Annotated in this window: 16 protein-coding genes and 1 tRNA gene; 11 read left to right on the top strand and 6 right to left on the bottom strand. The window is 57.9% G+C overall.

Annotated elements, in window-relative coordinates; translation table 11 throughout:
- Window positions 1-17: 17 nt before the first annotated feature.
- Window positions 18-1145, bottom strand: coding sequence for an anhydro-N-acetylmuramic acid kinase (locus Q1B21_RS06830; protein WP_299887448.1), 1128 nt, complete (start codon window positions 1143-1145; stop codon window positions 18-20).
- 63 nt (window positions 1146-1208) lie between these two features.
- Between Q1B21_RS06830 and tyrS the strand changes: the two genes are divergently transcribed.
- Complete coding sequence (gene tyrS, locus Q1B21_RS06825) at window positions 1209-2462, top strand: tyrosine--tRNA ligase (RefSeq protein ID WP_299887445.1); 1254 nt, start codon at window positions 1209-1211, stop codon at window positions 2460-2462.
- Window positions 2463-2548: 86 nt separating this feature from the next.
- On the opposite strand, the gene Q1B21_RS06820 is transcribed toward tyrS, so the two are convergent.
- Window positions 2549-3310 carry a hypothetical protein gene (locus tag Q1B21_RS06820; protein WP_299887442.1) on the bottom strand — a complete coding sequence of 254 codons (762 nt, stop codon included), beginning with the start codon at window positions 3308-3310 and terminating at the stop codon, window positions 2549-2551.
- A 213-nt stretch (window positions 3311-3523) separates the two neighbouring features.
- Here Q1B21_RS06820 and Q1B21_RS06815 point away from each other — a divergent pair, with 213 nt between their 5' ends.
- Both Q1B21_RS06815 and Q1B21_RS06810 read left to right on the top strand, forming a co-directional pair.
- Entirely contained in the window at window positions 3524-4279 is a 756-nt protein-coding gene (locus Q1B21_RS06815) for a 3-hydroxyacyl-CoA dehydrogenase (protein ID WP_299887440.1), read from the top strand.
- Between the two features lie 9 nt (window positions 4280-4288).
- Window positions 4289-4834, top strand: coding sequence for a sugar O-acetyltransferase (locus Q1B21_RS06810; RefSeq protein WP_299887438.1), 546 nt, complete (start codon window positions 4289-4291; stop codon window positions 4832-4834).
- A gap of 73 nt (window positions 4835-4907) precedes the next feature.
- On the opposite strand, the gene Q1B21_RS06805 is transcribed toward Q1B21_RS06810, so the two are convergent.
- From Q1B21_RS06805 to Q1B21_RS06795, 3 genes are all read right to left on the bottom strand, one after another.
- Entirely contained in the window at window positions 4908-6716 is a 1809-nt protein-coding gene (locus Q1B21_RS06805) for an ABC-F family ATP-binding cassette domain-containing protein (protein WP_299887435.1), read from the bottom strand.
- 68 nt (window positions 6717-6784) lie between these two features.
- The gene (locus tag Q1B21_RS06800; protein WP_299887433.1) at window positions 6785-7525 is read right to left on the bottom strand and encodes a GNAT family N-acyltransferase; all 741 of its coding nucleotides are present in this window, start codon (window positions 7523-7525) and stop codon (window positions 6785-6787) included.
- A gap of 99 nt (window positions 7526-7624) precedes the next feature.
- Window positions 7625-8098, bottom strand: a complete 474-nt coding sequence (locus Q1B21_RS06795) for an outer membrane protein assembly factor BamE (protein ID WP_299887430.1) — start codon at window positions 8096-8098, stop codon at window positions 7625-7627.
- A gap of 84 nt (window positions 8099-8182) precedes the next feature.
- On the opposite strand from Q1B21_RS06795, the gene Q1B21_RS06790 reads away from it, so the two are divergent.
- The 8 genes from Q1B21_RS06790 to Q1B21_RS06755 all read left to right on the top strand — a co-directional run bounded on the left by Q1B21_RS06790 (window position 8183) and on the right by Q1B21_RS06755 (window position 13506).
- Window positions 8183-8719 carry a DUF177 domain-containing protein gene (locus Q1B21_RS06790; protein WP_299887428.1) on the top strand — a complete coding sequence of 179 codons (537 nt, stop codon included), beginning with the start codon at window positions 8183-8185 and terminating at the stop codon, window positions 8717-8719.
- A gap of 205 nt (window positions 8720-8924) precedes the next feature.
- On the top strand, window positions 8925-9131 hold the full coding sequence (rpmF, locus tag Q1B21_RS06785) for a 50S ribosomal protein L32 (RefSeq protein WP_037316137.1): 207 nt from the start codon (window positions 8925-8927) through the stop codon (window positions 9129-9131).
- A gap of 24 nt (window positions 9132-9155) precedes the next feature.
- Window positions 9156-10244 (top strand): phosphate acyltransferase PlsX, encoded by a 1089-nt coding sequence (gene plsX, locus Q1B21_RS06780; protein WP_299075929.1) that lies wholly within the window; start codon window positions 9156-9158, stop codon window positions 10242-10244.
- Between the two features lie 21 nt (window positions 10245-10265).
- Window positions 10266-11237: a beta-ketoacyl-ACP synthase III gene (locus Q1B21_RS06775; RefSeq protein WP_299887425.1), complete on the top strand. Its 972-nt coding sequence runs from the start codon at window positions 10266-10268 to the stop codon at window positions 11235-11237.
- Between the two features lie 96 nt (window positions 11238-11333).
- Window positions 11334-11636 (top strand): integration host factor subunit alpha, encoded by a 303-nt coding sequence (gene ihfA, locus Q1B21_RS06770; protein WP_120633007.1) that lies wholly within the window; start codon window positions 11334-11336, stop codon window positions 11634-11636.
- 18 nt (window positions 11637-11654) lie between these two features.
- Window positions 11655-12227 (top strand): MerR family transcriptional regulator, encoded by a 573-nt coding sequence (locus tag Q1B21_RS06765; RefSeq protein WP_299887423.1) that lies wholly within the window; start codon window positions 11655-11657, stop codon window positions 12225-12227.
- 61 nt (window positions 12228-12288) lie between these two features.
- Window positions 12289-12365 (top strand) — tRNA-Pro (locus Q1B21_RS06760).
- A gap of 61 nt (window positions 12366-12426) precedes the next feature.
- Window positions 12427-13506 (top strand): 2'-deoxycytidine 5'-triphosphate deaminase, encoded by a 1080-nt coding sequence (locus Q1B21_RS06755; RefSeq protein WP_299887421.1) that lies wholly within the window; start codon window positions 12427-12429, stop codon window positions 13504-13506.
- Window positions 13507-13509: 3 nt separating this feature from the next.
- Here Q1B21_RS06755 and Q1B21_RS06750 read toward each other — a convergent pair whose 3' ends face one another.
- On the bottom strand, window positions 13510-13752 hold the full coding sequence (locus Q1B21_RS06750) for a hypothetical protein (protein ID WP_299887419.1): 243 nt from the start codon (window positions 13750-13752) through the stop codon (window positions 13510-13512).
- Between the last annotated feature and the right edge of the window lie 19 nt (window positions 13753-13771).

Genomic DNA, 13771 nt, shown 5'->3' with positions numbered 1-13771 from the left:
GATGGGGGCAGCGCCCCCTACGACTTGGCCGCCTTTCCGCGGTTCGGGGCTGACACGACACCGCCCCCAACCAGCACCTTCACACCTGTGGTTCCCGGGCACGAGGTGGGCAAACCACGCGCCACCCGGACCGCCAGATAGGCAAAGGCCTGCGCTTCCAGCATGTCACCGTCCAGCCCCACCGCCTCAACCGGCTCGACAGGACAATCCAGCGCAGCCCGCAGCATCTCCATCAAAACCGGATTGTGTCGCCCTCCACCGGTTACCAGCATACGCGAGGGCGGTTTTGGGCAGTACTCCATCCCCTGCACAACTCCGGCAGCGCACATCCCGGTCAGCGTCGCCACCGCGTCCGCATCCGGCAAGTCACGAACCAGCCCGATCATCTCGGCAAAGTCGTTCCGGTCCAGCGATTTTGGCGGCATGCGCGCGAAGAAAGGCTCGCTCAGGAACAACTCCAAAGCGCCTGTCTCTACCGTTCCTTCGCGGGCAATGGCGCCATCTTTGTCCATAGACAATCCAAAGCGGCCCTGCATCAGATCATCGACCGGTGCATTGGCGGGGCCAGTATCGAAGGCCACAAGCGCGCCGGGGATTTCAGGCCGTTCAAAAGACGGATCAACATAGGTCAGATTGCCAACCCCGCCGAGGTTCAGAAAGCACAATGGCTCATCTGCCTCGATCCACTTGGCACAAGCAAAATGGAAAAATGGGGCTAACGGCGCTCCTTCGCCCCCCATCTGAACATCATCGCTGCGAAAATCCCAAACCACCGGCACGCCCAGCGCCTGCGAAAGGCCATTCCCGTCGCCAACCTGCAAGGTGCCCCGCCCACGCGGTTCATGCGCCAGCGTCTGCCCGTGAAATCCGATCAGATCGATATCTTCAAACTCACACAGCGCCTCGCAATGGGCCATAGTGACTACGTCGCCAGCCGCCTCGACCTCATCCCCGTGCCAATGCCCCATTCCGGACCGCAAAACTGCGCGCTCTTCGTCTGAATAGGCACGATAACCGCTTTCACCAAAGCCAAAAATCGCGACCCCGTCGGTTTCGATCACCGCCGCGTCCACCCCATCCATCGAAGTTCCTGACATCGCCCCAAGCGCGCGCAGGGCCCCGCGTTTTGCTACGGCCTTATTCATGGCCTTTTCCTTCTGCCACTCGACGCCTATAAGGTGCCCCGCATTACAACCCTGAGGCAAGACATGACCTACCATCCCAAATCGGATTTCATCGCAACGATGATGGAGCGTGGCTTTTTGGCCGATTGCACCGATTATCAGGGCCTTGATGAGGCGCTGATCAGCGGGTGTAAACCGGCCTATATCGGCTTTGATGCAACGGCACAGTCATTGCATGTGGGCAGCCTTATTCAGATCATGATGCTGCGCTGGTTCCAGAAAACCGGCCACAAACCGATCACCCTGATGGGCGGCGGCACCACTAAAGTGGGCGACCCGTCCTTTCGTGCGGATGAACGCCCTTTGCTGGGCCCCGAACAGATCGATGCCAATATTGCGGGCATCAAAAAGGTGTTCTCGGCCTATATCGACTATGACACCGACGCCGAAAACGCGGCGCTGATGCTGAACAACGCCGAATGGCTGGACAGCCTGAACTACCTCGATTTCCTGCGCGATATCGGGCGGCACTTCTCGGTCAACCGGATGTTGGCCTTTGAATCAGTGAAGTCCCGGCTGGATCGAGAGCAGTCGCTGTCATTCCTGGAATTCAATTACATGATCCTGCAGGCCTATGACTTCCTTGAACTGAACCGACGCTATGGCTGTGTTCTGCAGATGGGCGGCAGCGACCAGTGGGGCAACATCGTCAACGGCATCGACCTGACGCGTCGCGTACTGGACCACGAGATTTATGGCCTGACGAGCCCCCTGCTGACCACCAGCGACGGCAAAAAGATGGGCAAGTCTCAGGACGGTGCCGTCTGGCTGAATCCCGAGATGCGCTCGCCCTATGAATTCTGGCAGTTCTGGCGCAATACCACCGACGCGGATGTCGGACGTTTTCTGAAACTCTACACCGAACTGCCGGTAGATGAATGTGATCGTCTGGGAGCGCTTGCAGGGGCTGAGATCAACGAAGCCAAGATCCGTCTGGCCAATGAGATCACAACGCTACTGCACGGGGCCGAAGCGGCGACAACCGCCGAAGCAACCGCGCGTGAAGTCTTTGAAAAAGGCGGCGTAGGGGGCGATCTACCTACCCTGACCCTCAGCGCGGCGGATCTGGGTGATGGCATGTCCATCGTACAGCTGATCGTCAAATCCGGTCTAGCCAAATCTGGCAAAGAGGCCAAGCGCCTGATTGCCGAAAACGGTGCCAAGATGGACGACGCACCGCTAACGAATGCCGGTCTGATGATTGATGCGGGCACGCTGTCGTCCCCGATCAAGCTGAGCGCTGGTAAAAAGCGCCACGCTCTGGTCCAACTGGGGTAACAACTCGACGAATTCGAAAACAAGAACGGCCACCCAAATCGGGTGGCCGAACTCTTTATGCCAACGTTTCTGGATGGCCTTTGGCGTTACCGTTTTCCTTTACCCCCCTTGCCACCATTTTTACCGTCGCCGCCGCCGTTTCCGGAACCATTGCCTTGACCGTTGTTGTTACCGCCATTGCCGGTACCCGGTCCGGAGCCATTGTTGTTTCCGCCCCCGTTTCCGGGGTTTCCGGCGTTCCCGTTACCGTTACCTGGGCCGTCGCCGCCTTTGCCGCCACCTTTACCGGGGCCGTCGCCGCCTTTGCCTGGGCCGTTGCCTCCACCTTTGCCCGGGCCATTGCCGCCTTTACCTGGGCCATTGCCACCGCCTCCGTCACCGCCGTCACCGGGACCGTCGCCACCGCCATTGCCGGGATCATCATTGCCGCCATCACCGGGATTGCCACCGCCGCCATTGCCCGGCCCGGTGCCGCCGCCATTCCCTGGGCCGCTGCTGCCATTGTCGCCCGGATCAGCCGGGCTGACCTGCGCGAATTGGTCCGAGCCCCGATCCTCACCCCGGCTGCTACCGGCCGCCGTGCCAATAGACGCGGTTGGCAAATCGGTCAGCAATGACGCCAATCCGGGGCACATCGCGCCGGTGTTTTGCAGTGTAGTTGAAAAATCCGACCGGTTCTGAAGGCGTTGCAAGAAACTAGGGGTGACATGCGTGCAGTCGCACATCGTCGTGTAATCCCCACTATTTGCCGCATCCCGTGCGGTTTTCCAGTTGCAAACCTCGGGCGCCGCAGCTGCACTGCCAGCCGCCAAAACCCCAAAGATGGGCGCGGCAACCCATGCGGCCATCCCTACTCTCTTACTCTTTTGCATAGCGTATCACTCCTCTCGCTACGTCGCTTGTTCGCGACATTGCATCCGCAGTCGATGTGGGGCCCCAACATTAAAACCAGATGAGGACCGCCTGATCTTGTCTTGAGAAAGCACAGCGAAGATGTAGACACGCCCGGCAACATCCGCTTAAATGAACACTTGTTCAAATCACTCCAAAGGGAGCCTGCCATGCAATTATCCTCAACCGCAGCTATCATCACCGGCGGCGCATCGGGTCTGGGTGAGGCTACGGCCCGCCATTTTGCCGCGCAGGGCGCTCAGATCACAATCCTGGACCGGGATGCAGATCGCGGAACGCAGGTCGCTGCCGAAATTGGCGGGCACTTTGCACAAACCGACGTGACTGACGAGGGGTCCGTCGCCATCGCCATGGCAACAGTGACGGACAAAATGGGCCGGATCACGGCAGCGGTGAACTGCGCAGGCATCGCTTACGGCATCAAGACGGTGGGCAAGGATGGCCCCCACCCTTTGGACGCATTCCAGCGCACCATCGACATCAACCTGGTCGGCACCTTCAACGTGTCGCGCCTGGCCGCCGTCGAAATGGCCAAGAATGAACCGGAACCAGACGGCGCGCGCGGAGTGATCATCAACACCGCCTCGATCGCAGCCTTTGACGGCCAGAAAGGCCAAGCCGCCTATGCCGCGTCGAAAGGCGGAGTGGTTGGCATGACCCTGCCGATGGCCCGCGATCTGGCCTCAACCGGTATCCGGGTGATGACCATAGCGCCCGGCATCTTCATGACCCCGATGCTGGCCGGACTGCCAGAAGAGGTGCAACAGCAGCTCGCCGCCGATGTTCCCAACCCCGCTCGTCTGGGTGATCCGCACGAATACGGACGACTGGCCGGGTTCATCGTCGAGATGGGCTATCTGAACGGAGAAGTCATCCGCATCGACGGTGCATTGCGGATGCGCTAGGCGTTAATCATGACCGAGCGGGAAAAAATGGAAGCCGGCGACTGGTATAGCTGCCTGGACCCGGAACTCGATGCGCTGCGTGCCCAAGCGCGCCGCGCGGTGCATGCACATAACAGCTGTGACCCGGACACAAGGGGCGCGATGGCACCGGCCCTGCACGCCCTGTTTGCGCGCACCGGTGCCGATTGTTTTGCCGAAGCGCCCTTTCATTGCGCTTATGGCGTGAACATCCACCTTGGGGACCGGGTCTATTTCAATGCCGGTTGCGTTATTCTAGATACGGCCCGCGTGCAAATTGGCGACGACACCATGTTCGGACCCAAAAGCCAAATTTATTGCGCCCAGCATGCGAAAGACCCGATCGAACGCGCCAAAGGTCTTGAGATCGCACTGCCCATCACAATCGGCAGCAATGTCTGGGTCGGTGGAGGTGCCATCATCCTGCCTGGTGTCGCCATCGGCGATAACGCAATTATTGGCGCAGGCAGTGTCGTGACCAAAGATGTGGCAGCAGATCAAACCGTTGTTGGGAACCCTGCGCGCCCTATCGACTAAACAGTCGACCTGCGACCATCAGAGTACTGTGCACCTCGAAAGATCCGGGTGTTTCAAGACGTACAAGTTATACCTATTGCCCTTCGGCCTTCTCTTCCAGCGCCAGCCATTCCTCTTCGCTGGCCGATAGTTTTTCTTGCCGCTCGACCAGCGCGTCTGTCGCTTTCTGAAACTTGACCGGTTCGCGGGTAAACAATTCCGGGTCCGACATCAGCTCTTCCAGCTTGGCAATCTCAGCTTCCAGACGGGCGATTTCGGATGGCAATTTCTCAAGCCGATGCTTTTCTGAGAATGACAAGCCGGTTTTGGGCTTGGCATCTTGCTTTATCTTTGGCTTTGAACTCTTTGTTTTTTCTTCTTTTAGTTCTGTATGATCTCCGCGCTGCACTATGTAATCCGACCACCCGCCAGCATACACCGTCGCACGGCCATTCCCCTCCATCGCGATGGTTGTCGTCGCAACACGGTCCAGAAAATCACGATCGTGACTCACCAGCAGGACCGTACCGTCGTAGTCATCCAGCAGTTCCTGCAACAAATCCAGTGTCTCGACATCCAGGTCGTTGGTCGGTTCATCCAGCACCAGCATGTTCGAGGGTTTTGCCATCAGCTTAGCCAACAACAAGCGCGCTTTTTCCCCTCCGGACAAGGACTTAACGGCCGCTCTTGCCTGCTGTTCGTCGAACAGGAATTCCTTGAGATAACCCACAACATGTTTGGGCTGACCACCAACCATCACCTGATCAGCCTTGCCAGATACTCGCATCTCGGGGTCTCCGGTCAAGCTGTCCCACAGGGTCATTTCCGGGTCCAGCTGCGCGCGGGTCTGATCAAAAACCGCAACTTCCAGATTGGTTCCCAGGTTGACTGAGCCCTCATCAGGGCTTTCCTGTCCCAGCAGGATTTTCAGCAACGTGGTTTTGCCCACGCCATTCGGCCCGACAAAGGCCACGCGATCCCCGCGCTGCACCAAAAGGTCAAAGTTGCGCACAATCTGATGATCGCCGAAGGCCTTGGAAACGCCCTTGGCTTCAATCACCTTGCGCCCGGATTTCGGTCCCGATTCCAATGCCATGGCGGCGGATCCCTGCCGCTTGATTTGCGATGCCCGCTCGGCCCGCAGCGCCTGCAGCGCCCGGACACGCCCTTGATTGCGCTTGCGACGGGCGCTGATGCCTTCAACAGCCCAACGTGCCTCGGATTTGATCAGGCGATTCAGCTTATGGCGCTGCTGGTCTTCTTCATCCCAGACCTTGTCGCGCCAGGCCTCAAAGCCCTCAAACCCCTGCTCTTGCCGCCGCACCGCACCCCGATCAATCCACAAGGTGGCGCGAGTTAAGGCGCGCAAAAACGCCCGGTCGTGAGAAATCAGAACAAAAGCCGCCCGCGTCGCGCCCAACTCACGTTCCAGCCACGCAATCGCTTCGATGTCCAGATGGTTGGTTGGTTCATCCAGCAACATCAAATCGGGTGCCTCGGCCATCAGCTTGGCCAATGCCGCGCGTCGCCGCTCCCCGCCCGAGGCGGTGTCGACTGGTCGAGCTGGATCAAACTTTAACCCCTCACCCGCACGCTCAACCTTGTAAAGCTCACCGGGCTCCAATCCGCTCGAGGCATAATCGCCAAGCGTCGCGAACCCCGCCATGGTTGGATCCTGCTCCATATACCCAACCGATTTGCCCGGCGGAATCACGATATCCCCCTGATCCGCTTCAACCAGACCGGCCATCACTTTCATCAATGTGGATTTTCCAGAACCGTTGCGCCCCACCAGAGCGACGCGATCACCCGGTTGTACCACAAGGTCCAAGCCGGAAAACACTGGATCACCCCCGAAAGTCAGAGAAATGCCAGACATCTGCAACAAAGGAATTCTCGCCATGCCCGCCAGCTAAACTGGCGCGATCTAAGCGTCAACGCTTTGCCTTCACCTTTTTACAAATACTCAAATTACCCGGCCACGGCCCGCAGCAAACGCTTGCGTGCCGGCGGAATCGTCCCGATTTCCAAACCCGTGAACACGTGCAACGTATTCATGTGCCGATCCACCACCGCATGATCGCTGACCCAGCCGCCCATCATCAGGTAGGTGCGCAACAACGGCGGCATTCTCAGCATCGCCTTTTTAGCGTCGGGCCTGCGACGCAACCGAGAGGCAAACCGAAACACATCAGGCGCTTTGACCCGCGGTAACCAGCGCGTGGGGCCAAGGTGGCGATCTCGAAGCATCGCAAAAGCGTCCAGATACTCGGCAGTTTCAGTTCCGGCAAAGGAGGAACAGCCAAACAGCATTTCCACCCCATTCTGATCCACATAGGCGGTCATCGCGCCCCACGCGACCCGCAATATATCGGGATCTTTCCAATCAGGGTGAACGCAGAACCGGCCCATTTCCACCATGCGACCGCTAAAATCAGCAAGGGTCGTCAGGTCATAGTATTGGGCCGAATAGCTGCACCCGATCTCGGCACCATCTTCTATCGTCAACATGCGAAAGCAACACACCAGTTGACCGTCCGAGCGCATGTCCTCAACCAGAACATGGGCGCATAACGTATCAAAATCATCCTGATCGGGTTGCTTTGTGCCAAAGGCCAGCGTGCGCAGCGCTTGTGCTGCCGCAACATCCTTGGCCGATCGCGCCAAACGGGCCTGGTATCGCCCTTTGCTCAGCAAAACTGCCGTTGCCATGGTCGCATCCTCCGCGGTTGCTGACCGATTAGATCCTTGCGTGTTCCGTATCACACGACATGTGAATGCCGTGTGACCATCGCAAGATGTTGGCCTGAATTAGTTGGACCCAATGACATTAGCCGGATTGAAGTTCCCGATGTTGCCCAGCAGCTGACGCAAGAAGCCTTTGTCCTGCACATTCGAATCCGTCACGCGGCGCTCAAGCGGAATCACGATCCCGTCTTCCAGGCCAAACCGTTCAATGTTCCGTACAACTCCGCGCTGGTCAAAGCTGATGGCTACAAGTTCGCGGGATACAACTTCGGGCTTTTTCGGGCCGTAATGACGGACACGCGACCGGACGTAATAAAAACCCGAATCCTGAACGACGCCTGACGCGCCCGGCGCGCCGATGGCTTCGGTTACGCTGTCACGCGTATCCTTGCCGACCTGGATTTCGGCCAATTCATCGGCAGGTGGCACATATCCATGATTCTTGAAGATCGGCGTACATGCGCCGACAATTGCCAGGCAGGCACCAAAGACAAGCGATTTCGTCGCCGGTTTCACCTTATTCACAACCTTCAACATGTACACCCTCTTGCCTTGGCCTCTTGCGGCTTCTATCCGATTACAGAAACCGCTGCCACGGTTCAACACAGGAAAGACTCTCGAATGAGCGACGTTACTTCATTGCGGGTGGTTGATTTGCCGCAAAACGCCCCAACAGCCTTTAACCTGCGCCCCGACGCAGAGGTGCTGAACGACATTAAGAACGAGCTTGAATTGCTTGGCCTGCGCAAACTCAGTTTTACAGGCGAGCTGCACAGTCAGGGCAAGCGGGACTGGGCTTTGACCGGCAAATTGGGGGCGACCGTTATTCAACCCTGTGTCGTGACGCTGGAACCGGTTACGACCCGGATCGACATTCCGGTTTCCCGCGTTTTTGTCGCCGAATGGAGCAACCCAGACGAGCCCGAATACGAAATCCCCGAAGATGACGAAACCGAACCTTTGGGTGCAGAAATTGACCCACACCAGGTTATGATCGAAGCATTGTCGCTGGCCTTGCCACAATATCCGCGCAAGGATGGTGCCGAATTGGGGTCGACTGGTTATACCGAACCCGGCAAACAGCCAATGACAGACGCGGATGTGAAACCCTTTGCCGGATTGGCAGGATTGCGTGACACGCTCAAAAAAGACGAGTGACAGGGGTCTGATTTCCTGTCATAGCAGGCGGTCAGAAAAAGCGCTTGAACATGTCGAGAATCGCAGTATTTTCGCGCGCTCATCGGATTTTGGGTTGGACATTGCGGGGCTCGTCCCCTAAACGCGCGTCAAACCTCGATAAAACGGAATATGAAACCCGGCTGGCAGCGAATCTGCTCGCCCTTAGTAGACAAAGGTTGAGACCATGGCTGTCCAACAGAACAAAGTTTCCAAGTCGCGCCGCAACAACCGCCGCGCGCACGACGCTCTGGTTGCTGCAAACCCGAACGAATGCGCCAACTGCGGTGAACTGAAGCGCCCGCACCACGTGTGCGCATCCTGCGGCCACTACGACGATCGTGAAGTCGTCGCACAGGCCGACGAAATCGACCTGGATGAAGACGCGGCCTAAGCCTGATCGAGCACAGACCAGGGAATGACTGAGCAGCCCACGCAACCCGATCGGATCACCATCTCGGTTGACGCTATGGGTGGGGACGCTGGTCCATCGGTCGTCATTGCAGGGCTTGCGCGATCCGCTAAGAAAAACCCGGAGATCGGGTTCCTGCTGCACGGTCCAGAAGCTGCGCTGCGCAAACTAGTTGCCAAACGACGTGTCCTTGATGGGCGCGTCGTTTTTCGTGATTGCCCCGACGTCGTCACGATGGAGGACAAACCCAGCCAAGTTGTGCGCAATGGCAAGCAGACCTCGATGTGGTCAGCATTGGAGGCCGTGCGCGATGGTGAAGCTCATGGCGCGGTGTCCTGCGGCAATACCGGAGCGTTGATGGCGCTGTCGATGATGCGCCTGCGCAAGCTGCCGGGCGTGAATCGACCTGCAATTGCGATTCTGTGGCCGTCGCGAAACCCGCAGGGTTTCAATGTCATGCTGGATGTCGGCGCTGATGTGCGCGCTGATGCCAAGGACCTTCTTCAGTTTGCACTAATGGGCGCATCCTACGCCCGTAATGGCATGGCGCAGCACCGCCCTCGTATCGGCTTGCTGAATGTGGGCACGGAAGAACACAAAGGTCGGCCCGAGCTTAAGGAAGCGCACGGCATGATCTCGGAATTCGCGGATCAGGCAAATTTTGACTTCGTGGGTTTTGTCGAAGGCAGCGACATTCCCGGCGACAAAGCAGATGTCATTGTGACCGACGGGTTTACCGGCAACGTCGCAATCAAAACCGGCGAAGGCACAGCGAGCCTGATCGGCGATCTGCTGCGTCAGGCCTTCAAGTACAGCCCCCTGTCGCGCCTGGCATCCGTTCTTGCGATCACGTCACTGGGACGCCTAAAAAAGCGCATTGATCCGCGCCGTGTAAACGGTGGCGTATTTTTGGGGCTGAACGGCACGGTCGTGAAATCCCATGGTGGGGCCGACGAGACAGGTGTGTCAGCGGCGGTCAAGCTGGCCTTTACCCTGGCTGAGTCCGGATTTGCGGAAAAATTGGCGGCACGGGTTGCATCGACTGCCCAGCTTGCACAAGATGCCGCGCAGGCTGCGCCGCAGACCGAAAAATAACAAAAAAGGCAGTACCCCAGAATGGCAAGCCGTTCAGTTGTTGTAGGTGTCGGGCATTACTTGCCGGAACGTGTCGTCCCCAATTCCGAGTTTGAGAAAACCTTGGATACAACGGATGAGTGGATCCGCACCCGCTCGGGGATTGAGCGTCGCCACTTCGCTGCCGAAGGCGAAACAACGTCCGATCTGGCAACCAAAGCAGCCGAGGCCGCGTTGGAAGACGCGGGTCTTCAGGCCGATGACATCGATGCAATCGTTCTGGCGACGTCGACGGCTGATCTGACATTCCCGTCCGCGTCGACAATGGTTCAGGCGCGTCTGGGCATGACAAAGGGGTTTGCCTTCGACGTACAAGCAGTTTGCGCTGGTTTTGTCTTTGCCCTCAGCAACGCCAACGCACTGATCCTGTCCGGTCAGGCCAAACGCGTTCTGGTGATCGGCGCCGAGACGTTTTCGCGAATCATGGACTGGACCGACCGCTCTACCTGCGTTCTGTTCGGGGATGGCGCGGGCGCATTGGTGCTGGAAGCGCAAGAGGCTCAGGGAACCGCCGAAGACCGGGGTATTCTGTCCACCGATCTGAATTCCGACGGTCGGTACAAGGACTTGCTATATGTCGATGGCGGCGTGTCCACGCAATCAACTGGCCATTTGCGGATGCAAGGCAATCAGGTGTTTCGCCATGCGGTGGAGAAGCTGTCGAAGACCGCGGAAACGGCCCTTGCCGGCGCGGGCCTAAGCAGCGCCGATGTGGACTGGATTGTCCCACATCAGGCCAATATCCGCATAATTCAGGGCACGGCCAAGAAAATGGGCCTGCCGATGGAAAATGTCGTGGTGACGGTTCAGGATCATGGCAATACGTCGGCCGCGTCGATTCCTTTGGCCATGTCTGTCGGCAAAGAGCGCGGACAAATAAAGCCCGGTGATCTGATCGTGACCGAAGCGATTGGTGGGGGTCTGGCCTGGGGTGCCGTAGTTCTGCGCTGGTGACAGGCACTTTCCAGCTTACACAGCCGCTTGCAATTCATTGATATTGACAGCGAATTTCGCATCACCCTATGCTTTGATATCAACAGGGGAAAAAGCATGGGCGACAAAACACTGACCCGAATGGATCTGAGCGAGGCCGTCTTTCGTGAAGTCGGTCTTTCACGCAATGAAAGCGCGCAACTGGTTGAAAGCGTTCTTGATCATATGTCTGACGCGCTGGTGCGTGGGGAACAGGTCAAGATTTCATCTTTTGGTACATTCAGCGTTCGGGACAAAACCGCCCGCATCGGCCGCAACCCCAAAACCGGTGAAGAAGTTCCTATTCAGCCGCGTCGCGTGCTGACCTTCCGCCCGTCGCATCTGATGAAGGATCGCGTCGCAGCCGGGAACCGCAAGTAAGTTCAGGACATAACGGTTATGAGCAAGTCGCCCGACGCCTTTCGCACCATCAGTGAAGTTGCGGATTGGCTCGGCGTTCAGGCACATGTGCTACGATTCTGGGAAAGCCGGTTCACGCAGGTGAAACCGGTCAAACGCGCTGGTGGACGTCGGTATTACCGTCCGAATGACATGCGCCTTCTGGGCGGTATCAAACGTTTGCTGCACGAGGAAGGGATTACAATCAAAGGCGTTCAACGCATTTTGCGCGAACAGGGTGTGGCTCATGTGGCCTCGCTGTCTCCAAGCCTCGATGACATGCCGGAAACGTCAGACGCAGTTGTTGTGCCCTTTTCATCCGAACAGAATGCGGCCCGAGCGGCTGAGCAAATCCATATGGATCTTGAGAATACGGATGAAACAACGGCAGTGTCTGAGGCTCGGAAACCCGCCGCCCGGGGATACCTGGACGAGGCCCCCCTGCTGGGTGGAATCGCCACGCAAGCCTGGAGCAAAACCGAGTTTGACGATCAGCTTTTGCGCCAGATTGCACCGGTTGCCAAAGAATTGCGTACCCTGTTGAATCGAATTGAGAACCGGGCGGCAGGATAGGTACAAAGGCTTTGTTTTCCTCTTGCCCCTGCCGGGAAAGTCTTTATGAACACCTCAACGTCGGGCTATGGCGCAGCCTGGTAGCGCGTCCGTCTGGGGGACGGAAGGTCGCAGGTTCGAGTCCTGCTAGCCCGACCAAATCACACCGACGTTTATGGCAGACAGGCCAGATCCTCTTCTGTCGCAGAGGGGGAATAGAATGACAGGCGTGTGCCCTAACCAGCAGATCGAAGCAATGATCGGGCGTGGCGAAATCTCGGCCAGCCCAGACGTTTTGCCTGCGCAAATTCAGCCGGCCAGCCTTGATCTTCGTTTGGGAACAGTGGCTTACCGGGTGCGCGCCTCGTTCCTGGCTGGCGAAGGCCGAACGGTTGCAGATCGCCTGACAGAGTTTGAGATGCATCGCATCGATATCACCGGCGGGGCCGTTCTGGAAAAGGGCTGCGTCTATCTTGTGCCGCTTATGGAGTCGCTCGCGCTTCCATCCGGCACAAATGCTGTGGCCAATGCCAAAAGCTCGACCGGTCGATTGGACTTGCTGACCCGCACGATCACCGATGGCGGCACCGAGTTTGACCGGGTGCCCTCGGGATACACCGGCCCGCTATATGCTGAGATATGTCCGCGTTCCTTCTCGGTTCTGGTGCGGCCCGGCATGCGGCTGAACCAGATCCGGTTCCGTCAGGGTCAGGCCGTTTTGTCAGATGATGAGTTGAATACACTACATGCAGACTCGCCCTTGGTGGACGGACCCGCCGTGATTCACGACGGGTTAGGGTTTTCGGTAGACCTGCAATTGCCGGGCACCGATCTGGTTGGATACCGCGCCAAACCACATACGGGTGTGATCGATCTGGATCGCATCGGTGGATATGATCCGCAGGATTACTGGGAAGAAGTGCGCACCAAGGACGGGCGTATCATCTTGGACCCCGGTGCTTTCTACATCCTTGTCAGCCGCGAAGCCGTGCATATCCCACCCTTGTATGCAGCCGAAATGGCCCCCTATCTGGCGATGGTTGGCGAGTTTCGCGTGCACTATGCAGGCTTCTTTGATCCCGGTTTTGGCCATGCCGAAGCAGGTGGCGCAGGATCGCGCGGCGTGCTGGAAGTACGCTGTCACGAAGCGCCCTTTGTGCTGGAGCACGGGCAAGTTGTTGGCAGGCTGGTTTATGAACGCATGGCCGAAATGCCAACGCAGCTATACGGTGCGGGCATTGCCTCGAACTATCAAGGCCAGGGTTTGAAACTGTCTAAACACTTCAAAGCTCCAGGCTGACCTTCAGAACCTCATGAATCGTCGCATCTGACGTGTCAGTTGCTGCACCTGTTTCATGTTCTGTTTTTGCCGCCCTGAGCTGTCTGCCATTTGGCGCTTGGCTTCAGAATCGCTGGGTGGCGCGGATGTCTGGCCAGGTTTACGGGTGGTCCGATCAGCCAGATCAAACCCTTTGTCCACACCCCGTGTGACTAGGCGGCGTACCACCTGTCGCACGATCATGTCGATGATCCGATTTGCGTTCATCTGTTCAACTCCGGTTCCC

Origin of the sequence: uncultured Ruegeria sp. (genome assembly GCF_947504215.1) — a bacterium.
Classification (GTDB): Bacteria; Pseudomonadota; Alphaproteobacteria; order Rhodobacterales; family Rhodobacteraceae; genus Ruegeria.
Note: the sequence above shows the minus strand (reverse complement) of the source record. Positions and strands in the feature narration are given on the sequence as shown.